Below are 24,687 nucleotides of genomic sequence, written 5' to 3' on the forward strand. Positions count from 1 at the left end.
TGGTTGTTATTTATATTTCAAAGATCTCTTCTCTTTTCGCTTGTATCAGGATTCTCTTTCTGTCGTTAACCCCGATTTGCGAGTGCAAAAGTATAAACTATTTTTGAACTGACCAAATGTTTTTGAAAATAAATTAAAAATAATTTTCTAACCACTCCAAATACACCCTAATCCTCGATCGCCTCTCCTGCGCTTCCCTTAAAACATTCTCTCGTTTTGGGATTGCAAAGATACGATTAATTTCTAGATCTGCAAATTAATTTTATATAATTTGATTTGTTCTTTATATTTTAATCAGCTTCTGCTCCACTATAAAGTGACTGCAAAGATAGAACAAGTTGGTATTAAAAAACAAACGTTTTATTAGAAAATAAATGAAATGTTGATAAAGTAGCTCTTTAAGAATTGATTCTAAATATATTAAGAAGATAAGATAGTTTTCCACAATGACCTTTTTGCAATACATAATCGCCTTAAACGGGATGAAAATTAATTTTTAAAGGAGATTATAAAGACCTAAATCAGGGAAAAATGAATTTAAATGAAGTAAAATTTATTTTTTCGTTGCTGAATTATTTTCAATCAGGCGTGATATCTAAGCTAACGGTTCCATAATATAATATGACACCTAAAAATTAATTCTCAAAAGATCTTCGGGGAGTTGTTATCATTATTGTATGGCTACTTTCTTTTATTTATTTGTCTGTAAATGAAAATTCCTGTCAGGATTCCGGCGGTATCAGCGACAATATCCAAAAGCTCAAAGGTTCTTCCGTTCTTCATTATTCCCTGGAAAACTTCGGTAAGCAGCGCATACACCAGCAGAATCAGTAAAGAGACGGAAAAGCGCAGTCGCGGCAAGGCAGCCATAAAACAAAAGCTTAGGACAGTAAAGATTCCAAAATGTACAACTTTGTCAACACCCTGAAAAAGGAAAATAGGATCTACTTTTACACTTGGACGCAGAAGCATAAAAGTGAGAAATGCCCAATAAATGGGCAAAACTCTTATAAATATTTTGGAATAATTATCCAAGTGTAGCTTGATATTCTTCAGCTGACAGCAATTCTGATTGTTGGGACTCATCAGCAATCTGAAGTTTTATAATCCATCCTTTTCCATAAGGATCTGTATTAAGAAGTTCCGGCTGATCTTCCAATTCTTCATTAAACTCAACTACGGTACCGGATAAAGGAAGGTAAAGATCGGAAACTGTTTTCACTGCTTCTACGCTTCCGAATACATCCCCGGAATTCAGTTCATCATCTACGGTGTCTACATCCACAAAAACAATATCGCCTAATTCTCCTTGTGCAAAATCTGTGATTCCGATAACGGCGATATTTCCTTCAATTCTGATCCATTCATGATCTTTGGTGTACTTTAGTTCTGTAGGTGTATTCATCTTTTTAAATATTTTTCCAAAATTAACTAAAGAATTTGATATCGGCAAAAAAATAAAACCGTTAAAAACATTAATAAAGAAGCCGCCTTAAAAGATAAGACGGCTATATTTTCTAGAAACCTCCTGTGCTATCAAAAGTAAAGGTTGCTGTAATTCCAGCCCGTACTGTGGACAGCGGAAAAGCGGTAGATATTTTATATTTGGTCATCATCTGCTGATAGAAAAGTTTCAGGTTCAGATTTTGTGACACGTTATAATCTGCGGAAAGATCGATACTCAAAAGCCTTTGTCCGCCTGTAATTTGAGAATCGTTCAGCAAGATATTGGAAATTCTGGTGATATTATCGCGAAGTCTGATATCTCCGCGGATATTTAAATCTGTTGAAACACGGCTAGTTCCTGCTCTTCTCCGGATATTGCGCGTTCCGAGACGGAAGTCTTTTATAATATATCCCAGCCCAACTACATAATCAGTCCCTTCATCTTCAGTCAATGTCTGATTAACAAGCCCTAACATCAACATTCGGTCTCTGTTGTAATTGGCCCGCACCTGAATATTATTCCGCAAGGTTACATCAATTCCAATCAAAGGAGCAAAAGCTTCTATATATCCAACCTGCGAGAAAGTATAAGGATTTACAAAATTTCCGTTAATGTCTCGCGATACGTTATTATAAAAATCAATACTGGATTGGATTCCGGAAACCGTTTTGGTGGCATTATATCCGTGCAAAATATCAATTTTGGAAAAATAAGCATTAATTATAGGAATATTTTTCAAACCAGAATAAACGATTCTCCAGTTGGGAAGCGGGAAACCTGATTTTTTGGCATCGCCCAAAACACCGTCCGGCGATTTACCTTCCACGGCAGCTTCGAAAGCAGGTATCAGAACATACGAATTTCCTAGACCATACCCGTCTGTAAAACCATCAGGATTTGTATTACCCGGGATACTTTGGGAAATGGCCCTGGCATTACTGATCATATTTCTGTAAAGTTCATCAGCACCGCCGAAAGAGGTATTGAACAACCAAGTGGTGTTGGAATAGCTCACCATATCAGTTCCGAAAGCGAAATCATGATTGGGCCTTGAAAGGTTTTGTAAATCATTGAATCCAGCTTGTGAATAATTGCGGGTGTAATTGTGCAGTGCATTGAAATCTATCCTAAGATCGTTCATCGGCATCACCTGAAGGTTCGCAGTAAAGTTTCTGTTTTCCAATTGAACATAGGGGTCTGTCATGAGACTTGAGGTACTTACCCAACCATTTTCCAATGCAATACGCCTGATATCTGACTGCGACCCCAATAAGAAACCGGCAGTTGGCCCGCCTAAAGTCTGTCCGTATCCATACCAGTTGGGTGCCGACAATAATCCCGGAAGTACAGTACCGTTATTTTCGGTGTAATTCAGATCGAGTTGCTTTATCGAGGTAAGTGCATAAGCAATACTTTGTCCGATACTGAGTTTATTTTTAAACTTATAATCTTTGTAGCGGAATCTTTTCTTTTCCCAGGCAGCAGTGTACACGGTATTCAAGGAATCAATTTCCCGTTTCCGTTTCTGCATTTTCGTATTGATATTCTGGAAATATTTCATTTTTCCAAACAGTTTCGGGAAATCCACGGTACCTGTGGCGACGATACTGTTGGTGTTTTGCCCTACAGATCCTAAACTTCCTTCCGGACTGGTGAGCATCGCAGTAGAACGGGCATTCCAATTATAGGTCATTCCATAACCAACTTCAGCATTAATAAAATCCAGATATGGAAGATGTTCAAAAGGCAATCTGTAATTCGCCTGAATTCGGTGGTTGTATAAGACAGGCCTTCCTGCGCGGAAGGTATTATCAAAAATAGAACGGGTATTCATGCTGTTGACATCCAAATGATCATTCAGGGTGCGCATAGCAGAATTCACTTCCAGCTTCAGTGATCGGGTAAAATTAAATCCAATTCCATACTGCCAACCGAAGAAGAAATTCCGGTTTCGGATCACATCAAAATCGTTCCCTAAATTACCGTTCAGGATAGCATCAATATTACGGAACTGCAGTTCATTATAATTTCTGTCAATTTCTGTTCTGAAAGAAAGTCGTGTAGGAACAGGATTCAGGTTAAATTCCTTGATCCATTTCAGGTATTTTGCAGATTTTGCAGTATCGCTGATCATTTTTTGGAACGGCCGAATTACCCACGGTTTGAAACTGAAATTATAATCGATATTTCCTCTCAGATACTGTCTGTAATTGCGTTTGGTATAAATATCCCTGAAATAATCATCGTTGTAAACCATAGTAACCGAAAGGTTCTCCACATCATAAAAGCGTGGTTTGCTATCTGGTTTCACTCTTTCTTTATGCATATTCACCACGCCAATGCTTCGTTGTTGGGTGTACGTTCTGGCGACTTCCTTCAGCATCTCTTTATTTGGAGCTTCATCAAATTCCACATCGGTATCCAGGGGATTGTACTTCGGATCTTCAGTAGTTTGAGAATAGGAAAGATTCACCGGAATTTTGATGCCGGTTTTTTCGGGAAGAAATTTATCTGCGTTCACAGAGGCATTAATATTAAATGCCGATTGTGTCGTTTGTGCTCGTTCAGCAGGCCTAGAATCTATATTTCCAAAACCGACCGTAGAATAAGCGGCATTGGTATTAATCAAAGCCAGATCCGCCAAATTGAAACTGAGACTTGCATTTCCGGCATACCCTCCTTCATTTTCAATATCTGCTAAACGGATTTCATTTACCCAAAGGGTAATATCTTTCGCACTTCCGCCCGGTCCACCGGAATTTCTGACCCCAAGCATAATGGTGGTAACATCGCCCAGCGATGGCCTTCCTTTCACATAAATTTTCTTAAATTCATTTCCGAAAGCCGTGTATGGATAACGATCCATAATTTGCGCGCCCGATTTGTCTCTCTGAATTTTCGCATCCACAAAATGTTGCACTTCCAGATCTACTTCATTTTCAAAAGGCCAAATGTCCATTGGTGAAACAGCGGTTTTGGGAGTATATTTCAGTGCAGCTTCATATTCATAATAATTGTCTGTGGCATCACTTCCCAAACGGATAAAGAATTTTGTTTCAGGATCTATTTTACCTTCATCTCTAATATTTTCTGACTGTGCATGTACGAAAAGTTTCAACTTACGGAATCTTCTCATATCGAGTGCAGTATTTTTAAAAACTCCGCGAGCTTCATCTTTCAGTCCTTTGGCTCTCAATAATAAGGAAGCTTCATTTTGTCTTTGCGCACCTGCATTTCCGCTGAGCACCTGTCTGTCGATTCCCGGAGGCAATACATAAGGCGGCTGATTCAATCCGTTTTCCTCAAGATTTACACTTCCTACTTCAAAATTCCTGTTCTGATCTGAAGGTTCGCCGATCCCTTCACCGGAAGGTGGCACTGTATTACTTGAAATATTTTTTCCGTATTTTCTCCAATCGGAACGGATCAGATCGAAAGTTCCGAATCTCAGAGTAGCTGCTTCATCAAAACCGGTTAACAATAATCTGGCGAAACGCACATTATTCAACACAGAAGCATCGTTCGCACCGGCTGTATTCACATACGCTGACACAGGAATTCTGACGAGATACCAAGTCACCTCACTGTTGTTTCCGTTTTCAAATGTCACTGGAACACGCTTTACATCCGCAATGTGATTATCGGTTCCTAATGCCAGACTCGCCGCATCGAGGCGGATTTCATATTGATTGTAATATTCGCTTTGATCTAGGTTGAAATCCCGGTTTACATCTTCCGCATCTGGTGTTTGCGAAGCAACTTCCATGGAATTACTTTGGGAATTTCCCTCCGGATTTCTGAAATATTTATAGCGTTGCATGACCGAAGAGGCCAAACTTCCCGTAAATTTATCCGACAGATAGAACACAAAGTCATCCGATGCAGGATCCGGAATATTGGTCACCGGATTGACAAAATTAGTTCCGAAGCGCACCGCTTCTCCCGCTCCATCCAGTCCGTCGTAACCAAGATCCTGAGCGACTCTATCGTTTCCTTCTGTAGAAAATGAATAAAGAATGGGCGGTTGTTTTGGCTGAATCCCTAAGTTAGAATTAGAAGTTGTAGCCGGTGTGGAAGGTGTGGGCAAGCCGTTTTCATACTGCATCAGCCCGTCTTTCAGAACATCTTCGGAAACGTTCCCCAACTGGAGTAACATACGCGGATTTGCTCCTAACGTATTGCCATCCGCATACGGATCCATCATCCAGAATTCTACATATTCAATATTGGAATTTACAAAATTAGAAATATTAATAGGACGCATCAATCCACCCCAACGTTGCTGCGTAGTTTCCGGATTCGGATTGACATTATATGGCCCTCTTTCCTGCGGGAAATAAGCAATATCAAAAGTACTGGTGAAAATTTGTTCTCCAGCCACAAGATCGCGGCTGTTATAAAGTTCCTGAACCTCAACTCTTCGTGAAGTATGATTGGAAACGGCATCTGCATTGATACCATTTGGTGCATTTCCTCCGACTCCCCAAAATCTTGGATCAATATTATACCAGGAAATGAGCGCTCTTCCGTTTCCGTTGGTGACATCATCATTTTTTCCTGCACCGGCAAATACCGGATCACTCTGATTCAGCTCAGGTTTTGAAGCTAATGCCCAGGCAGCAGGTTCTTTTAATGAAATTCTTGAAGTCGTCTGCTCAAAATCATCTACATACGATTGATTATTAATCGCACTATTAAGTCCCGGAAGCAAATACGCTGCTTCCATTTTAAAATTAAGATTGGAAGGTGCCTCGGTATTCACCAAAGGAATTTTATCCGTAAAGCGGGTTAAAAACGGCAACTGGTTGTTGTACATCATATTGACCCCGAACATCGTATTGTTGACGGCTTCCTGTCCGAAATTCACTTTCTGGGTCAGCGGCGATTCGGAATAATTCACCACCGTTCCTCCGAACAGAAAATTTTCACTCACCCTTCGCTCAAGATTTAATCCCAAAAATCTTTTCTGTTGCGTATTGAAAGTAAGTTGATTTTCGAGAGAAATATTAATGGCCTGCCCGGATTGTTTTACCTGTTCATTGATAATGGTTACCTGTCCCAGCATATAATCGACGGTATAATCGATACCTTCAGTAAGCTGTACTCCGTTGGCTGTGACTTTCACAGAACCTTGCGGAACATTGATAGCACCGAGAGAAATTCCCTGTCCCTGCGATCCCTGATAGCGGCCTTCCATGGTGTACCGGAGCGCAAGATTACTTTGCGATGCGACCTGTTTCTGTTGGGTATAAAGGTCTGTAAAAACGTATTGCGGATCATTACTTCCCAAAACTCCAGCCATGTAACTTCCAAAAGGCTGCACCTTGGTGAATAAAAGTTTCCCTTCTTCCGGGCGAATGGTGATCTGGGGAACGAAATCGAAAATTCCGTCACCTAGAACGCCATTGTTAGACTGGACATCATTATGAAGATTCAAACGATCCCAGTTCAGAAGTTTCAGAAGATTCGTATCCTGAACGGGAGTATTGGGCAAATAATTAAGTTTACCACCTGTTTGTGTATCCCGATAATAGACATTTAACATGAAATTCTCCGGACTGATTTGCATCGATTCTAAAGAATAAATATTCTTCATCATCAGATTCCACATCGGAGAAGTTGTTTTAACATTGGTATTCGGCTTCAGAACTTTGGTAATAACCACAGGGCTCTCTTCGGAAAATTCACCTACTTTGTACACCTGATTGGAACCACTTACCGTATAAGAATAAGATACTGAGAGCAGTTGATTATCATTCAGCCGCTGATTTAAAGAAATATAGCCAAGTTGCGGATGAAATTTAAATTCGTTTTCAGAAAGTTTTCTTGCTTTTCTGTTGAAAATAAAATGTTCTCCATCCTGAAAAGTTTCCGGAGTTCCGGAAGCGTTGGGCAAACTTTGCCCGTTGATGGTGTTATAGGCGGTATTAATATCTCTAAGACCCGGCCCCAGACCATTGACTAGCTGATAAAGATTATTCTGCGAATTGTCCGGATATCCTGAAACCCCATCTCCCAAATCTCTGATTCCGACAATACTTTTCTGAAATGAAAGATTGCTATTGCCCTGATCCAAAACCCAAACTTCAATCCTGTTGATGCTGACTCTGGAATTGATCTGAGGATAATTCAGAAGTGCATTATCATACTGATTAAGGAAATAATGGTTCAGAAAATAATGCTGATTGTCATCGTATTCAATGGCATTAATTTTAAAGGTATTCATAACACCTCCGCCTTGTACCACGATATTACGGGCTTCTCCCTGCTGTTGGGAAAACACAAGTGTTCCGTAGGTTTTTCCGGCCTGAAATTCAGTTTTGATTCCGAAAAGAGATTCCGAGCCGCGAATGAGGCTGGTGGAAAGTGGCATATTTACATTTCCGAGTTCTACTCTTTTGATGAATTTATCTTCGCCACCGGTAGTAGGGTCATGCAAACCTTTGGTTTGAAGATCTTTCCAGGTTCCTTTGGCTTGCCACACAAGATTCATTCTGTTTTCAAAAGCAAATCCGCTTTGGGTATCGTAATTGGCTTTCAACTGGAGATTTTCTCCTACTTTACCTAAAAGTCCCAACTGGATCCGCTGATCGATATCAAAGGCGAAACTTGTTCTGTTTTGAGGAAGAATGAGGGGATTATCAATTTTCTGATACAATCCGCCGACATCAAATGAAGCAAAACCCGACGGAATAATTTCAATTTTATTTCCTCCGAAAATACTTTCGAATATTTTGTTGCGAATGCTCATAGCCGGAATCAGGCCTCTTCTCCGGGCTTCATCTTTATCTTTCCGGAAGAGCAAACTGTACTGGTCAGACTTGTCTTTGTAATAATCTCTCGCTGCCTGAGCCATCATGAAATCCTGATATTCCCGGGGTGTCATCACATACGGAGGCCCGGTAACAATTTCGCCGATTTTGGGATACACATAATACATTCCGGTTTGAATATCATAAAATCCTTCATATACTGTAGGATCCGGCAATTGATATTCTTGCCTTACGGAAGCTTCGGTTTCAGGATTTTGCTGCGCATTTGCACGGGAGATTCCCAGACACAAAAGTATTGCTGCAAACAGAGGATATAGAGAGATTTTATTTTTCACGGAAAGTGTTACATGTTTTTTAAAATTTGTTTTACCAAATCTTCAACGGAATAATCCGGATACTGTTTCAGAATTTTGTCGGCAATTCTCTCGCTCATTTTTCTTGGAATGCCCAATACTTCTAATGCTGATAACGCTTCATCTTTTACTTTAGTATCCGCAAATGTAGAAATATTTTCTTCAGAAACATTGAATTTTAATACTTTATCCCGAAGATCGACAATGATGCGTTCGGCGGTTTTGACACCGATCCCCTTTACTTTTTGCAGCAAAGTGCTGTTGCCGTTTCCGATAGCTCCGGCAATTTCCTGCAGGCTGAGCGATGACAGCACCAACAATGCAGACACAGCACCCACTCCACTAACGGAAATTAACAAATTAAACATTTCTTTTTCTTCCTTGCTGAAAAAACCAAACAGCTGATGGCTGTCCTCACGAATAATTTGCTGTGTAAAAAGAAAAACCGGTTGTTGATGTACCAATTTCTGTGATGTCTGTAAACTAATGCCGACATAATAACCGATGCCATCTACGTCGATCACGACATGTGTCGGACCTAATTCCTGCACAATACCTTTCAGAGAATAGATCATAATTCAATTTGAAGATTTCAAATATAAACATTTATCAGAAAACAAGCGGAGTTTGGGTTGAACCTATTTGGAAAGACAAGCTTCCCGGTAGATTAATAAGTTAATTGTTTAATCGCTAAATGGATAACCTGTAAACGTCAAATATTATCGTCTAGTTCTTTTTGGATTTTTGGCTTCTTCCTCTGCACGTTTTTTTGCAGCTTCAGTTTCAGCTGCCTGAAAAAGTGGGTTATCAGAAATGTATTTAATTTCTTCGTAATCGGGAGAATCGAGGAAAATGTCCTGCCATTTCAGAAGCCGGTCTTTCGTATTCCAGTTGAAACCGGGCAGAAACCGCTGCTCATCAGAGATTTTGCTCATCGGATGAATGTCGGTTATGGCACCAATATTACAGGAAATAATTTGAATTTTCCGTTCTTCAAATAGTGCTTCAATTATTCCGCAGGTGGAAAGCGCTACACCTATTCTCACCGGTTCTTTCGTTTCCTCGTTTTGATCGTCTGCATACGTAACTGCTTGTGCATTCCCGATAACATGAGCGAGATGGATTTCATTTTCTTTGTAATAAATGGTCATCAGTTTGCCCTTCACCTGATGAAATTCATCTTTCAGGTTCAGAGAATCCACTTTGCTGATGGCAAACGCATTTCCGTTAACTTTCAGGGAATCAATATATTCATTTTCGACATTAAAATAGGCTTTAATTTCATCGCCTGAAACCTGTTTCGCACCGCTCCACGCAATAGGATTGACGGTAAGATGCAGGATGCCGTCGGTTTCGTTAAAACTAAGAGAATCGCCTCTTGCCTGAATATTGGTTTTAAAGAATCTTGCTTTTTTATAAGCCCGAAGATAGCTTTTCTTTTGGCCTACAGAATCCATTTTCTGATACGCCAGAATTTTCTCGGCTGAAAAGTACGCAGAATCTTTCTCCAGAATTTTCACGGCATAAGGTTTTTCTGTCACCATCGCCGAATCTATTTTCTGAAAAATTTCGCCATATTCTCCTTTGATGTAGCGTTTTTCCAAAGGATCATTCAAAGTGACATTCCCCCTTGCTGTTCCAAATCCGGTAATTCTGTTGAAATACATCGCATCGCCCACAAGGGTTTTATCATTATAGTAAATAATTGAATTTTTATTGAGCCAAACTTCCTCGGTATTCTGATTATAGGTTCCTTTTTCGGTGTATACTCTGTTCTTCGGATTATCTCGGTTGATCATCGTTGTAGGCCCATTGAATGTGGTGATGTTGGTATTTTGGTTCTGAATAAAATTGGTTCCATCTACGATATACTGGCGGTTTTCAATTTTAACATTTCCTGTAAAATCGATCATTTTCGTGGCTACATTGTATGAGGCAGATTTGGAATACATTACACTTTGCCCGTCTGTAATGGTTCCTCCGGTATTGAAATATGCCCTATTGGAAAGCCGGTCATAGTACAGCGTTTCCGTACGGATGGTTTGTTTGGGATCTGTAAGAACCACATTTTTTTTTGCAATTCCCCGTTGTGAATCGCCATCATATTCCATTTCACCAGAAGTAATGACAGAACCGTCAGTATTTACCAACTTTACGTTTCCTATCGCTTTTATAAAATTATCTTTTTCATACCAGATCACCAGATCTGCGGTAAGCACAGATCCCTGATGTTCAAAATGGACATTGTTTTCGAAGAAGGTATTTCCGTCGTATCGTTTCGGATCTTTTTTAACAAAATCCGCATGTACGAGTTTCACTTTTTCACCCTGCGCTGCTCCGGGTTGCTGCGTAAAGAAAGGATCTTTTACCAGAGGTGTAGCAGGTGTAATTTGTGCGGACAGATGGACGGCCAGACAAAGAAATACGGCAAATAATTTTTTCATTCTTCCTTTTTGGTACCGTAAAAGTACAGCGAGTGCGAATCAATATTTACGCCAAAAGCCTCTTCAATAGAGCGTTTGATGCCCTGAATTCTCGGATCACAAAACTCAATGATTTCGGCAATTTCTTTTCCCGAATCTTTTTTGTAAATCACCAGATGGTCGTGCTGCTTGTCGAAGTAAGATTTTTCATACGAAGAGGAAGAAAGCGTTTTCTCCCCAAACTGATGTCTCCGGATTAACCCGGCATCCAAAAAAATTTCTATGGTATTGTAGATGGTTGCTTTGGATACATGATATTTCTTTTGCATCATCACCAGATAGAGATCATCCACATTAAAATGGTGATCCATCCCGTAAATTTCTTCGAGAATAGTATAGCGTTCCGGTGTATTTCTCAGGTTATTTTCCTGGAGATATTGCCTCAAAACACTTTTAATCTGCGTAATATTATTTTCTTTATGTATCAAATCCATTGCCTCAGTTTGGTGCAAATTTATTGAATTTTTATCAGACTTGCTTTTTTAGCTATTGTTGAGAAAGTATTAAACAAGCATGATTTTCTATTACTCTGGAAAACTTTAAAACCCTGATGAGATATAAAATACAAACTCTTGAATATGAAATATTAAGAACGGTCAAGTTTTTCTTTTATTATCTGCCGGTTGTATATGATCATTTTTCTGCCCGCTTAATTTTTTTCGTGGCAATATCCTGATCCAGTAGCGGTGCCGATTCTACCACCACATTGTGTGGAGATACGCCCCAGGTTTTGAAATCGTCGCTGCCTATGTATTTGACGAAATTGTAAATATTGAGGATGATTTTTTCTTTCACCGTGAGTAGCGTATCGTTAATATAAGTATTATCGATGATCACATACTTCAAATCCGGCGGAATATTGTGTTTCCACAACGAAGGATGGTTGCTCCGCGACGGAATAACGCCTTGCTCAATCAGGTCTTTCAGCACATCATCAAAATAATCGTTAATTCGCCGGTCAATCTTAAATCCGAGCATGAAGTTGATTTTATAAATGGTTCCGGCCACCACTTCTTCTACCGTATAAGAAAAGGTGTAAGGTGCTTCCTGATTGACAATATTCAGAATAAAATAATGATCGGCTCTTTTGGGCTGTTTGCGGATGATGGAGTAAATAATCTTGGATTCTATTTCGCCTTCTTTTTTTGCTCTGCTCAAATAAGCCAGATTCGTGGCATATTTCGGAATCGATTCATCCAGTTTCATATCGGTAATGATGGGCGTGTACTTTTTGAAATCTACAAATTTGATAAATTTGGTTTTGATTCGCCTCCCGTTGTACCAGGCATACATACAGGTCCCGATAAATCCGCCCAAAACAATAGTGAGCCAGCCGCCATCAAAAAATTTAATAATATTCGCACTGAAAAAACCGAGTTCAATAAAAAGATACACCACTAAAAACATCACTACCAACAAAGAGTGCATTCTTTTGCGACGCAGCCAGAAGATGAGCAAGACAGTGGTCATGAGCATCGTAATGGTGATGGTAAGCCCGTACGCAGCTTCCATTTTTCCTGATTCCTGAAAATAAAGAACTACAATAATACACAGCAGCAGTAAACCCCAATTGATTCTCGGAATATACATCTGCCCTTTTACACCGCTTGGATAATCTATTTTCTGATTAGGCCAGAAATTAATAGACATTGCTTCAGAAAACATCGTGAATGAACCCGTGATCACCGATTGGCTGGCGATGATGGCCGCAGCTGTGGCGAGCAAAACCCCGGGAAGCAACACATACTGCGGCATAATGCCAAAAAAGGGATTCATGCCCGTTTTTTGCACCATATCTGCATGATCCAGCAACCAGGCTCCCTGACCGAGATAATTCAGAATCAGCATTACTTTCACAAAAATCCAGCTTACCCGAATATTGTTTTTTCCGCAATGCCCCAGGTCAGAATACAGCGCCTCAGCTCCGGTTGTACAAAGAAATACTGCTCCCATAATCACCATTGCACTCGGCGAATGGGTGATGAGTTTATACGCATAATACGGATTAAAAGAATTGAAGATTTCAACGTGATCAAAAATATGGATGGATCCAAAAAAGCCCAGCGATAAGAACCAAAGAATCATCACCGGTCCGAAAAACTTCCCGATAAATCCGGTACCAAATTGCTGAATAAAAAAAACAATCACCAGAATAGCACAGGTAATGAGCACGACGGGAGTATTGGGATTGTACATCTTCAGCCCTTCTACGGCAGAAATGACCGTGAGCGACGGCGTAATGACACTATCTGCCACCAATGTTGCGGCCCCAATGAGCGCAATGATATAGAGCCACGTTTTTTTGGATCTTTTAATCAGAGAATACAGTGCGAGGATTCCACCTTCCCCTTTATTATCCGCGCGAAGTGCGATAATCACATATTTCAGGGTGGTTTGCAAAGTGAGAGTCCAGATGATGCATGAGAGCGCACCTTCAATGTATTCGTTCAAAGGAAGCGAATTCTCTTTGGCCGCCACAATAGCCTTCATCACATACAACGGCGAGGTTCCGATATCCCCGAAGACGATTCCCAGCGATACAACTACTCCCAAAAAGGAAAGTTTCTTCAAATTGAACGGAGTTGCCGATTCCTCTCTTGTCATATGATCGAAAATATCGGCAAATTTAGATGAATAAAACCTTATATTTTGTTACTTTTTTTAAATGGAAAAACCTCGTTTTGAAAGTTTCTATCTATAATTGAAAAGAAAATCAGACACAAAAAAACTCCCATTTAAGGGAGCTTTATTTATGCTTTAATGTACATTGCTTTTTTAATTTCTTCTTTCACTTTTTCAAGTTTCGGAAACCATTCTGCAAATAATGCCGATGAATAAGGTGCCGGAGCATCGGGCGTCGTAATTCTCTTGATGGGCGCATCCAGATAATCGAAGGCTTTCTGCTGCACCATGTAAGTAATTTCTGAAGCTACGGAACCAAAAGGCCAGGCTTCTTCCAGTACCACAAGGCGGTTGGTTTTTTTCACAGAATTCAAAACGGTATCATAATCCAGTGGACGCACGGTTCTTAAATCAATCACCTCAACCGAAATGCCTTCGTTTTCCATATCTTCAGCCGCCTGCATTGCGAGTTTCATGATTTTTCCAAAAGAAACCAGAGTCACATCTTTTCCTTCTTTTTTAATATCTGCTTTTCCGATAGGCAGATAATATTCTTCTTCGGGAATTTCCATTTTATCGCCATACATCTGCTCAGATTCCATGAAAATCACCGGATCGTTATCCTGAATGGCAGTTTTCAAAAGTCCCTTTGCATCATAAGGATTGGACGGCACCACGACTTTCAGTCCGGGACAGTTGGCGTACCAGCTTTCAAAAGCCTGAGAGTGGGTAGCTCCTAACTGACCTGCAGAAGCCGTAGGTCCGCGAAATACGATGGGACAGTTCCATTGTCCACCACTCATCTGACGGATTTTCGCAGCATTGTTGATGATTTGATCAATTCCTACCAGCGAGAAATTAAAAGTCATAAATTCCACGATGGGCCGGTTTCCGTTCATCGCTGCCCCTACAGAAATTCCGGTGAAGCCCAATTCGGCAATCGGCGTATCGATTACTCTTTTGGGTCCAAATTCATCCAGCATTCCTTTGGACGCTTTATAAGCACCATTGTATTCTGCCACCTCTTCACCCATGAGAAAAATGGATTCATCTTTGCGCATTTCCTCACTCATTGCCTGAGCAATCACTTCACGGAAAGTATATTCTGCCATGATCTTTCTAATTTTAAAGTTCACAAAAATAATGAAAATTTTGTTACCTCGGGCAACCAACCTCGGTTTCTCTATATTGGCGGAAGTGTTGTGAAATAGATTAATCGGGTAATTGATAAAATGTTTAAGCAGTAAAAAAAAATCAGCAATAACAAAATACTGCTGATTCATCTTTCAAGTGGCGGATTTTATCCTTCAACTTTATGCCAGGTCTGTGTTCTTCCGATTAACGAAAAACCTACATACCCTCGTACATTCAGCTTGTCACCGTCTTTTTTGATGGTGCATTTGTATTCTTTTCCTCCTTTTGGATTGACAATCGTACCGCCGGTAAATTCATCTCCTTTTTTCTCCAGACCACGGATGATTTCGAGGCCTATGAGTGGTTTTCCGTTCCGGTCGCCTTTGCAGTCTATACAGGTATTGTGACTGGGTTTTGCGAGCAGCTGAACGATTTTACCGTAATATTTACCGTCGGATTTCTTGGTGATTTCAACGATAGATTTGGCTTTTCCTGTTTCATCATCGATGGTTTTCCATTTTCCCTCGATCTGTGCAAAGGAAAACACGCCTGCGGTAAGTGCTATAAAAGTAAGTGCGATTTTTTTCATATCAGTAAGGTATTTGTTAAGATGTTTTTGTTTTGATAAAAATAATTAAAATTTGTTAAGCGACAAATTTATTATTATTCACATCCTCGCTTTTTTATTAAAACCCTTTTTTAATTGAGTTTCCGGTTAATTACCCGATCCATATAATCCTGATACCACGCCCTGCAAAGCTTTATTCCTTTTTCAATTTCTGCATTATTTACTTTTCCGAGAAGATTTTTTTCCATATTCAGATCAGACTGGTCATATACTCCTACTACCTCGTTTCCGTTGAATCGGTAAATATAATTCCCGATGATCATTTGCTCATTAATGGAATCCGAATTTACAATGAGGTGAGGATATTGTTTTTCAGAAACTAAACTTCTGCCCCAGCTCCGGATTTTTTTATTGTATCCCATAAGATCTGCCAATGTGGGATAAATATCCATTTGCTGTGCCAGTTCATAATTTACGCCTTTCAATTGGTATTCAGGATTCGGCGAATAAAACAAAATAGGAACGGCGTATCGATTCATCGTTTTTTCATATTCTGGATAATACACCTGATTGGTATGATCGCCTGTAATCACGAAAATCGTATTGTGAAACCACGGTTTGTTTTTGACACTTTCAAAGAATTGACGAATGGCCCAATCCGTATACTGCATTGGCTGATGCATTTCGATGTTTCCTTTTTTGAATTTTCCCTGGTATTTTTCAGGAACTCTGAACGGATGATGAGATGATGCCGTAAACATGGTGCTCATAAAAGGTTGCTTTTTGCCGATATTCTCTCCGAAATACTGCAGAAAAGGCTCATCCCAGATGGCCCACATTCCGTCGAAATCTTCATCGTTATTATACTCCGTTTTTCCGAAATAATGTTGAAAGCCAAGAATATTTCCAAACCCCTGAAAGCCCATAGAACCATTAGGAGCGCCATGATAAAAAGACGTGTCATACCCCAACTCATTGGAAATAGAAACCACAGACTGGATTTTCTGATTGGCATAAGGCGAACTGGTGAAAGCATCTGTGAGCGTTGGAATTCCGGCCAGGATACTGCTCATTCCGTGAATGGACTGTCTGCCGTTCGCAAAAGCATTGGGAAAAATAAGGCTTTCCTTCGCCAGACTGTCCACGAAAGGAGTGTACGAAACAAAATTCTCAATATTTCTGTTCTGGTTAAAAGCTCCAGAATATTCTCTACCAAAAGATTCCACGATGAAAATAACAATATTCGGGCGTTCTTTTATGGTTCTTTGATAAGTTTTGTAAGGATGAATATTCTCTTCAATAAACTGTTGCTCCACAAAATTCACCAAACGGAAATTATTACTGTTGATGGTACGGATGAATGAAAAAGTACTGTTGAGCACCACATTTCCCTGAGCTGGATTCTTCACATGTTTATTGGCATCCACCATATTGATCGGGCGCGTGCTGTGCCGGAAATCGCCGCGTATTCCACCTACTGCCAGGGTGGCCACAGCGCAAAGGGTAACAATGGAAAAAAAGAAATACGGAATGAGTTTCTTTGGTTTTTTAAATTGGACCTTTACTTTTTTGTACAACCAAACCCATAAAGCCATGAGAACAAAAAACCAAATCAACACAAAAGGATGCTGCATCACAGAAACGCCGAAAACCTTTAACAGATTCGATTCGTGCTGTGCTACATGCATTGCTGCAATCGTAAGACGAGCCTGACTGAATTTGAAGTAAATGAAATCCCCAAAATTTAAAGAGTATGCGATTCCGTTGGTGATAAAATAAATCCAAAACAGTATTTTTTGGTAATATTTTTTGGTATTCACCATCACCGGAATCAGGCTGAGGAGAATAAATAGGCTGTTCACATAAAGAATAGCAGTGGTATCGAAGGCGATGCCATGCCATGCCAGATTCAGATAATCTGAAATTCCATCCACCTTTATCAGGTCTTTATTATAAAACCAAAACAAAAATCTGGCGAATTGGTAGAAAAAATAAGCCAGAAAGAGGCGGTATAATAAAGCTACGACCTCACCCGTCCGGTATTCTTTAAAAAAATTCATAAGCGCAAATTTACATTTATTTCCTATACCGTTCACATTCAGAACACTGAACCTTCGGGGTTATGAACCAATAAAAAAAGCTATTTTTGCAGTATGAGTTTTTTCCGCAACCAGCTGGCCAATATGTTCACTCTTGGAAATCTGTTTTCCGGAACCATCGGCGTTATTCATCTGATTCAAAATGACCTTCACACAGCATTTTTCTGCATGGTAATTTCACTGGTTCTGGATTTTTTTGACGGTTTTGTTGCGCGTGCTTTAAAGTCCAATTCCAGCTTGGGTGCCCAACTGGATTCCTTAGCTGATATGGTGAGTTTCGGGGTTCTTCCCGGCATTGCCATGCTAAAAATGCTGGAACCTTTTGGTTCAGAAATTTTCGGCATTTCTCTTCCTTTTGAAATTCAATATCTCGGGTTGTTCATCACCCTCTTTTCTTGTTTGCGGCTTGCCATTTTCAATATCGATGACGAACAGAAATATTTTTTCAAAGGCCTCAATACGCCCACCAACACGGTGCTGATTCTGGGATTGCTTTATGCTTCGCACGAAAGTGCTTTTGTCACTTCTTTAGTGGAAAGTCCGCTTTTTCTGCTTGCGCTTACGGCACTCAGTTCGTGGCTGCTCATCAGCCCGATCCGGATGATTGCGATGAAATTCAAATCGAAAAGAATTCAGGATAACCTTCCGAAAATTATTTTGGCAGCAGGCTCGGTACTTCTTTTACTCTTCTTCAGAACTCTTGCATTGCCGATGGTGGTGCTTTATTATATTTTGGTTTCGGTAATTTTTCAAAAGCATCTGAGATAATCATTCGACATCAACCGCAATTCTTTAAATTATTTTTATGAACTTAAAACTACATAAACCACTTTGTGTATTCGATCTGGAAACGACCGGAACCAACGTCGGGAAAGACCGGATTGTAGAAATCTGCATTCTGAAAGTATATCCTGATGCATCGCGCGAAAGCAGAACCTGGCTGGTAAATCCTGAAATGTATATTCCGAAAGAGGCGGCAGCCATTCACGGTATTACGGATGAGGACGTGAAAGATGCGCCGAAATTCCGTGATATTGCACCGAAAATTATGGAAATGATTTCCGGAACCGATCTTGGAGGATTTAATTCAAACCGTTTTGATGTGCCTTTACTGGCAGAGGAACTTCTGAGAGCAGGACATGATTTTGACCTCAGCAAATTCAAACTGGTGGATGCCCAGACAATTTTTCATAAAAAAGAACCCCGGAATCTTTCCGCTGCCTACCGTTTTTACTGTCAGAAAGAACTGGAAAATGCCCATTCTGCGGAAGCCGACGTTTTGGCTACGTTTGAAGTTCTGGACGCTCAGGTAGCCCATTACGACGATTTACCGAATGATATTGCAGGACTGAGTGAATTTTCTTTCCACAGCCGTTTTGCAGACTTGGCAGGATTTATTGCTTTTGATGATGACCAAAAAGAAATCTTCACTTTCGGGAAATACAAAGGACAGAGGGTGAAAGATGTTTTTCAGAAAGACTTAGGTTATTACGGCTGGATTCAGAATGCCGATTTTCCACTATACACCAAAAAGGTACTGACAGGAATACAGCTCCGTTCGAGGTTTTAATAACATTGATCATTTCGTCCTATCTCTTCCGTGTTTATTGTCGCATTAAATAATACAATAATGTTTACGCATATATTCTTACTTTTTGTGTCAACAATATTTTTAGTAATTGCTTACTTCATTAAGTATAAAAAAAGATATCATCTGATTGCCGGGTACACTGATCATCATAAAAATGATAAGGAAAAAGTGAAGTTTAAAGCTAATTTAATAGCAGATTCTGCATTTTTCTTTGCCCTCCTGTTGATCGTTTTTTCAATACTCAATTTTTATGTTGATTGGTTTAAATCCACCATTGAAGGACTTGACGGAATGTTTATCATACTTGTTTCTTTGTTGTTCACTGTAGTATTCTACGTTATGTTATATTTTTTAAAAATATCTCGTCTTAAAAAGAAATAAATACCCGATTTCTTTTTAAATATGGCAAATATTGAGGCGAAGTTAACATTAAATATTGCACACAATCTATCTCAAACTTTTTTGAGTCCCAATTTGCAGCTATATGGTTTCTTTAAGTTTATCGTACATCATTGGGCAAACTTTGTTCATTGAAGTAAAAATTGCCGCATCAAAATCAGGCGATTTTGTAATGCTTGATAGGGTTATAACAGCATAGAAAAGCCGTTACGGAAATTTCCGTAACGGCTTTTCATTATATAAATTCTATCATTTATTTCTTATCATCAGTTTCGTGCTTCCGTAGTTGACGGCTGATCCTGTGATATTCATGATCAGAACTCCTGTCGGAAGGCTGGGGTTTTCAAACAGTAACTCATTCCGGCCTTCATTCAGAAAAACTTTGGTACTGTACTGAATCTTCCCGGTCATGTCATAAATGGTGACGTTCGCAAAAGTGTTGATTTCGCTGTACAGCAAAGCATTGAATGTTCCGTTGGAAGGATTCGGATACACCACATATTCATTCTTCATCAGCGTCAGCAGGCTTTCATAACCTTCGGGTGCCGTTTTGGTGAATTTAACGTCTTTAATGACCAAATCCAACATATTGGTTTCTGCTTTTGCGGGCAAAAAGGTAAAAGTAAGTGTGGTGAGGTCTTCTACCGTCATCTTCGCACTGTTGCCTTCAGATTTAAAATAATCGAAAGGAATATAATAGGTCTGTTCGTAATTTTTAATATTCAGCGGCGCTTTATACTGGTTTTTCCACTCTTTCACCGAAGATTTTACCAGGCCGATATCCAGCAGTCCACTGCCTTTTGCCGTGAAGGCGATAAATTTATATTCGCTGTAATCATCAGGAAGATTTCCCGGATATAAAGATTTGTACAAGGTGATGTAATCATCCGTTTTGGTGGTCAGATTTACCGTTCTGTGCACGGCTTTTTCGTCATTTTTGTACACCCTGTCGAAATTATTGTACACTCTGTAATTCTCAATTTTGGTGTACTGCTTATCATAATCCAGTCCCCAGTTTCCGTCTGCATGGTAGAATGCATCTTGGATCTGTCCGTTGACTTTAATTAGCCCGTCGAATTCATAAGAATCCTTAATTTCGATGGAGATAGTCTGTTCCCCGTCGGAGTTCAGTGGTTCGTAGCGCATTCCGTATCCGTTGGTTTCGGTATGGTTCTCTTCCATTTCAATCTCGATAGATTGCCCTCTTTCCACACTTCTCAGTTTCATCACCAGATTGATTCCTTCTCTGGAAATTTTCGCAACATAGGTTTTGGGAAGTTTTTGAACTTCTGTCTGAATGACCGGAAGCGAACCGTTGAGATTCGTTAGAATATCTTCTACCAGTTTCACCGTATATGCAGGAGTTGTAGCCCAAACCTGGAAGTTATACACATCCTTCGACTGGATATATTCCTTCACGAACCAGTTGGTCTGAAGCGAATAGTGAGAGTCTGTATCATTCAGCCCGACCGCAAAAGAGATGGCATACTCTACCGACCCATTTCGTTGTTTAATGGCCTGTTCCAGGAAGTTATACCCTTTTATTTTTACGGTTTTCACGTACAGTATTTCCGCACCTCTCAGCCTGTCGCAGGATGCCTTGGTATGGTTGTAGACTTTATTGGCCGTTCTCACTCCCAATACGACGGCCTTTGTTTTCGCGCTCAGTGAGAAATCCACACTTAGCACTTCCTCAGCTATGGTATAATCCAGAATATCGGTAGGAGATGTAACATGAGCTACACTCCCGGGCACCAACTGTGATGGAAACATATTCAGCATCGTAAGTCCTGCGAGGGAGTTCTGAGAAGCATAATATCCGTTATTGGCAGCCAGTACATTTTTATTAAAGATCAAGGCATCTGTTTTCTCGAGCTTCGTTGGAAGACTTTTCTTTTTTCTTTGCAAATATCTTTTGGTTACGGCATCTCCCAAGCTTTCACTTTCGAGTCCACCGTCGTTTCCGGGGCTAACGTCGTCGGCTTCAATGATGATGGGAATTTCAAGCAATCCAGCGCAACCGTTCGCATCCAAAGTATTTACCGTCACGATGTACAGGCCTGCTTCTGTGAAGTTGAAATTCACTACACTCTGATTCGGGAATAGTCCCGTTCCTCCTCCCTGCAGATTCCAGGAAAAACTGCTGAAGAGATTTACATTGGCTAAAGTCAGTTGCTTGGTTACCGAACCATTTCCGGGCACTGAACCCGTGATATCCACCACTGGAGTTACCGACTGATACACCGTCACCGTACTGGTTTTGGTATTATATCCAGCTGCGTTGGTAGCAGTCATCGAGACTGTATACGTTCCTGGAGTTGTGTATGATTTTACAGGATTCATCACCGTGCTAATGGTACCGTCGCCGAAATCCCAATGATACGTTACGGGATCCGTTCCCGTAGTAGTATTGGTAAAAACAAATGAATGATCTGACAGACATTGTGCTGCAGCATTCACGGAAAAATCTGCTACAGGAGCAATTACAGGAGCCACAACGCATGATGGCAGTGAAGCAGAAAAGTTGGCGTAATGCATTTCCCCGGCATTCTGTTTAAAAGATTTTGCAATCAGCTGTCCTTCAATATTACTGCTATGTCCATTCTTATCCACATCAGCAAAAGGCGCAAAAATGGTTCCTTCTACAGTATCACCGTTGACCATTTTGATCTCGGTAGCGTTATAAAAATTATAAATCACATACGGGCAATTGGCTTTTCCGCCAAATCCGGGCTGGTTCCACACTTTCCAGTTGAAACTTCCTGCAGCATTCACATTAATCACCAGAATTCTGTTGGCATTTGGCTGATTAACGAACGTAATTTCCGAAACACTGTTCAGATCTGTTCCTTTAATATTCAGATAATTAATTCCGTTCTGCAGCGTTATTTTAATCTGATTCGGAAGATTGGCAATATCCACAGGATTCCCGTTCGGGTTGGTAAGCTTGGCATTATGGGTACATTGAGAAAGATCCAGTGAAGCCGCTCTCATCTGCGTAAAAGCACTGGCAAAATCAATCAGATTACCTTGATTCACCGGGTTATTTTGTGGGCTTACATTTCCGAAAAACGGGGCGTTGTTTTGTAAAGAAATCCGAGGAGTGCTGTCGTAGCCACCGTTGGTCTTCGTGATTCTGATATTGGCATTAGCACCATTTTGGTCTTTATACCAAACTTTTGCATTGGTAAGATCTCCTATTTTCACATAGCCTTTATTCAACTTCAGGTCGCCGTTGCCCTGGAAAAGCAGTTTACCGCCCACAACGAGACCAATCGCCTGACCGCCGACCAGAAAGCTTCCGGCATTGTGAATGGCCACCTGATAATTTCCAGCAATCGTCAGATTACCTCCGGCGGCAACCGGGCCTTCCGATTCGTTTGATTTCAGTTCGAGATTGTTTTCTACAAAAACGTTAAAGCCCAAAGCAGGACTGACAGGGTTCTGAGATCGCAGGAAGGATCCACACAGAAGCAACACCCAAACTAAGAATAGTTGTGATTTCATTTGTGTTTTTTATCATTTGTGCTGCAAAGATAATTCATTTTTAAAGTTCTTTTACAGAACTTGCTATTTTTTACATATTATCTGTAAAATATCATGTAAATAAAAGTTGTTTTGATTCTGCGACACTTTCTTATCTACGTAAAAATGCAAAGATGAAATCGCTAGATTCATGCAAAGGCGCAAAACGTTAAATTGCACCTGATACGGATTGCAAATCCACGACATCGGACGTTGCTTTTCTTTGGTTTTAAGCATGCACAACAGGTATAATAAGTAAGTACAGCCAACAACAAGCCTAAAATAATTTGTCTGATTACAACGGCAGGTTGTGAAACTTGCCTTCAACATAACCTCACTGTACATCACATTCAAAAACGTTGTTTCCAGCCACGGTATCGCCAAATACCGGAACAAAACAAATGATTACCATTTAGAGGAATCTCCAAACTGCGTAAACTCTACTGACATAGATGAAACCTTGTGGATGCAAGTTGGTTTTTGCAGAATTCCACAAAAAGAGTATCTTTAAAACCTACATTCTAAAAACTAACTATGTCTTTAACATTTTTACTTCTTGTCCTGATCGCCATTGTGGTGATCGTCGGAATCATTACCAAAAAACTCGATATTCTCACCTACACTCCACCCGATAAATACGGCAAACAGGTTGCCAACGGCGTGAAATGGAAACCCGTAACCTTTATCCTGCTTGCAGCACTTGCCGCCTTGGCACAGCCTATGAATTATGATGTCATCAGCGTGGGACACAAAGGCCTGCTCATCAATTTGCTGGGCGACCGAAGAGGTGTTTCCGATACCGAAGAAGTTTCAGGAGTAGTGTTCTACAACAAATACACCCAGGAAATTCAGGAAATCCCGCTCGATCAGCGGCATATCGAATATCCGGAATCCATCATCGTAGCGAAAGGCGGTTTCCCCTGCCCGATTAAACCTTCATTCAACTATTCTGTGAAGGAATCTACCGCGTCAGATATGTTTACGAACCTGAGGTCTACCTACAAGAAAGGCGGACTGGAAGCTATTCAGGACGGATGGCTGAACAACGCCATCATTGGTGCCATCAATGATGTGGCAAACCGGCATTCGATTGATTACCTCTTCAACAACCGGGAAACCTACGAAGCGGAAATTCTGTCGGAAGTAAATAAAAGAATCGGGAAATGGTTTATGGTTTCTCAGTTGAAAACCAATATCCAGCCGCCGAAAGCCATCCGCCAGTCCATTGAAGACAAGGCGACAGCCGATGCAGACGCAATTAAAGCGGAAGCGCAGGCACGTGTTGCTCAGGCCGATGCGCAGAGAAAAATCCAGTTGGCAAAAGGTGATTCTGCCTCTATTGTTATTCGTGCGCAGGCAGATGCAAAAGCGATCAGCCTGAAGCAACAGGAAATTACGCCTACCTATGTGGAATACCAGCGCGTGCTGAAATGGGACGGTGTCATGCCGACAACCACATTAGGAAGCGGCAGCGGAACGCTGTTGAATCTGAGTAAGTAACCCGAATCGGAACATAGAGAATAGACGAAAATTGACAAAACGGCATATAGAGACGTTGAACGCAACGTCTTCAATTACACGCAACGTCTTCATTTGCATGCAACATACCATACCACGCCTTAAAACAGAATGATAATGTCCAAATTTCAAAATAAATACATCCAGTCTGCCCGTTTGCAAAATTGGGATTACC

14 protein-coding genes are annotated in these 24,687 nt (G+C 40.5%); 3 read left to right on the forward strand and 11 right to left on the reverse strand.

The genetic code is table 11. The features are described from left to right. Window positions 1-681 precede the first annotated feature (681 nt). From DQ356_RS00005 to DQ356_RS00050, 10 genes are all read right to left on the reverse strand, one after another. The gene (locus DQ356_RS00005; protein WP_185123755.1) at window positions 682-1,086 is read right to left on the reverse strand and encodes a VanZ family protein; all 405 of its coding nucleotides are present in this window, start codon (window positions 1,084-1,086) and stop codon (window positions 682-684) included. Continuing rightward, window positions 1,028-1,405 carry a glycine cleavage system protein GcvH gene (gene gcvH, locus DQ356_RS00010; protein WP_114302435.1) on the reverse strand — a complete coding sequence of 126 codons (378 nt, stop codon included), beginning with the start codon at window positions 1,403-1,405 and terminating at the stop codon, window positions 1,028-1,030. The genes DQ356_RS00005 and gcvH overlap by 59 nt, the downstream gene beginning before the upstream one ends. A 112-nt stretch (window positions 1,406-1,517) precedes the next feature. After that, window positions 1,518-8,555 carry a T9SS outer membrane translocon Sov/SprA gene (gene sov / locus DQ356_RS00015; RefSeq protein ID WP_228420568.1) on the reverse strand — a complete coding sequence of 2,346 codons (7,038 nt, stop codon included), beginning with the start codon at window positions 8,553-8,555 and terminating at the stop codon, window positions 1,518-1,520. 8 nt (window positions 8,556-8,563) lie between these two features. Then, on the reverse strand, window positions 8,564-9,148 hold the full coding sequence (gene ruvA / locus DQ356_RS00020; protein WP_114302436.1) for a Holliday junction branch migration protein RuvA: 585 nt from the start codon (window positions 9,146-9,148) through the stop codon (window positions 8,564-8,566). A 144-nt stretch (window positions 9,149-9,292) separates the two neighbouring features. Continuing rightward, entirely contained in the window at window positions 9,293-11,017 is a 1,725-nt protein-coding gene (locus DQ356_RS00025; protein ID WP_114302437.1) for an OstA-like protein, read from the reverse strand. Continuing rightward, entirely contained in the window at window positions 11,014-11,490 is a 477-nt protein-coding gene (locus tag DQ356_RS00030) for a Fur family transcriptional regulator (protein WP_185123756.1), read from the reverse strand. The genes DQ356_RS00025 and DQ356_RS00030 overlap by 4 nt, the downstream gene beginning before the upstream one ends. A 199-nt stretch (window positions 11,491-11,689) precedes the next feature. Continuing rightward, the gene (locus DQ356_RS00035; RefSeq protein ID WP_114302438.1) at window positions 11,690-13,660 is read right to left on the reverse strand and encodes a KUP/HAK/KT family potassium transporter; all 1,971 of its coding nucleotides are present in this window, start codon (window positions 13,658-13,660) and stop codon (window positions 11,690-11,692) included. Between the two features lie 146 nt (window positions 13,661-13,806). Continuing rightward, a complete protein-coding gene (locus DQ356_RS00040; RefSeq protein WP_114302787.1) occupies window positions 13,807-14,790 on the reverse strand; it encodes a pyruvate dehydrogenase complex E1 component subunit beta in 984 nt (327 codons plus the stop codon). Between the two features lie 188 nt (window positions 14,791-14,978). Next, window positions 14,979-15,401: a DUF2147 domain-containing protein gene (locus tag DQ356_RS00045; RefSeq protein ID WP_114302439.1), complete on the reverse strand. Its 423-nt coding sequence runs from the start codon at window positions 15,399-15,401 to the stop codon at window positions 14,979-14,981. A 110-nt stretch (window positions 15,402-15,511) separates the two neighbouring features. Continuing rightward, window positions 15,512-17,440: an LTA synthase family protein gene (locus DQ356_RS00050; RefSeq protein WP_114302440.1), complete on the reverse strand. Its 1,929-nt coding sequence runs from the start codon at window positions 17,438-17,440 to the stop codon at window positions 15,512-15,514. 93 nt (window positions 17,441-17,533) lie between these two features. On the opposite strand from DQ356_RS00050, the gene DQ356_RS00055 reads away from it, so the two are divergent. Both DQ356_RS00055 and DQ356_RS00060 read left to right on the forward strand, forming a co-directional pair. Further along, on the forward strand, window positions 17,534-18,247 hold the full coding sequence (locus DQ356_RS00055) for a CDP-alcohol phosphatidyltransferase family protein (RefSeq protein WP_114302441.1): 714 nt from the start codon (window positions 17,534-17,536) through the stop codon (window positions 18,245-18,247). A 37-nt stretch (window positions 18,248-18,284) separates the two neighbouring features. Then, window positions 18,285-19,049, forward strand: a complete 765-nt coding sequence (locus DQ356_RS00060; protein WP_114302442.1) for a 3'-5' exonuclease — start codon at window positions 18,285-18,287, stop codon at window positions 19,047-19,049. Window positions 19,050-19,718: 669 nt separating this feature from the next. On the opposite strand, the gene DQ356_RS00070 is transcribed toward DQ356_RS00060, so the two are convergent. Continuing rightward, the gene (locus tag DQ356_RS00070; protein ID WP_114302444.1) at window positions 19,719-22,976 is read right to left on the reverse strand and encodes a collagen-binding domain-containing protein; all 3,258 of its coding nucleotides are present in this window, start codon (window positions 22,974-22,976) and stop codon (window positions 19,719-19,721) included. 552 nt (window positions 22,977-23,528) lie between these two features. Between DQ356_RS00070 and DQ356_RS00075 the strand changes: the two genes are divergently transcribed. Further along, on the forward strand, window positions 23,529-24,494 hold the full coding sequence (locus DQ356_RS00075) for an SPFH domain-containing protein (RefSeq protein WP_114302445.1): 966 nt from the start codon (window positions 23,529-23,531) through the stop codon (window positions 24,492-24,494). Window positions 24,495-24,687 lie beyond the last annotated feature (193 nt).

Source organism: Chryseobacterium lacus, from assembly GCF_003336205.1.
Taxonomy (GTDB): domain Bacteria; phylum Bacteroidota; class Bacteroidia; order Flavobacteriales; family Weeksellaceae; genus Chryseobacterium_A; species Chryseobacterium_A lacus.

What these genes read in the sequence shown, in the direction of transcription:
- DQ356_RS00005 (WP_185123755.1), bottom strand. Translation starts at nt 1,086, where the DNA reads ATGAGTCCCAACAATCAGAATTGCTGTCAGCTGAAGAATATCAAGCTA.
- gcvH (WP_114302435.1), bottom strand. Translation starts at nt 1,405, where the DNA reads ATGAATACACCTACAGAACTAAAGTACACCAAAGATCATGAATGGATC.
- ruvA (WP_114302436.1), bottom strand. Translation starts at nt 9,148, where the DNA reads ATGATCTATTCTCTGAAAGGTATTGTGCAGGAATTAGGTCCGACACAT.
- DQ356_RS00025 (WP_114302437.1), bottom strand. Translation starts at nt 11,017, where the DNA reads ATGAAAAAATTATTTGCCGTATTTCTTTGTCTGGCCGTCCATCTGTCC.
- DQ356_RS00030 (WP_185123756.1), bottom strand. Translation starts at nt 11,490, where the DNA reads ATGGATTTGATACATAAAGAAAATAATATTACGCAGATTAAAAGTGTT.
- DQ356_RS00035 (WP_114302438.1), bottom strand. Translation starts at nt 13,660, where the DNA reads ATGACAAGAGAGGAATCGGCAACTCCGTTCAATTTGAAGAAACTTTCC.
- DQ356_RS00040 (WP_114302787.1), bottom strand. Translation starts at nt 14,790, where the DNA reads ATGGCAGAATATACTTTCCGTGAAGTGATTGCTCAGGCAATGAGTGAG.
- DQ356_RS00045 (WP_114302439.1), bottom strand. Translation starts at nt 15,401, where the DNA reads ATGAAAAAAATCGCACTTACTTTTATAGCACTTACCGCAGGCGTGTTT.
- DQ356_RS00050 (WP_114302440.1), bottom strand. Translation starts at nt 17,440, where the DNA reads ATGAATTTTTTTAAAGAATACCGGACGGGTGAGGTCGTAGCTTTATTA.
- DQ356_RS00055 (WP_114302441.1), top strand. Translation starts at nt 17,534, where the DNA reads ATGAGTTTTTTCCGCAACCAGCTGGCCAATATGTTCACTCTTGGAAAT.
- DQ356_RS00060 (WP_114302442.1), top strand. Translation starts at nt 18,285, where the DNA reads ATGAACTTAAAACTACATAAACCACTTTGTGTATTCGATCTGGAAACG.
- DQ356_RS00070 (WP_114302444.1), bottom strand. Translation starts at nt 22,976, where the DNA reads ATGAAATCACAACTATTCTTAGTTTGGGTGTTGCTTCTGTGTGGATCC.
- DQ356_RS00075 (WP_114302445.1), top strand. Translation starts at nt 23,529, where the DNA reads ATGTCTTTAACATTTTTACTTCTTGTCCTGATCGCCATTGTGGTGATC.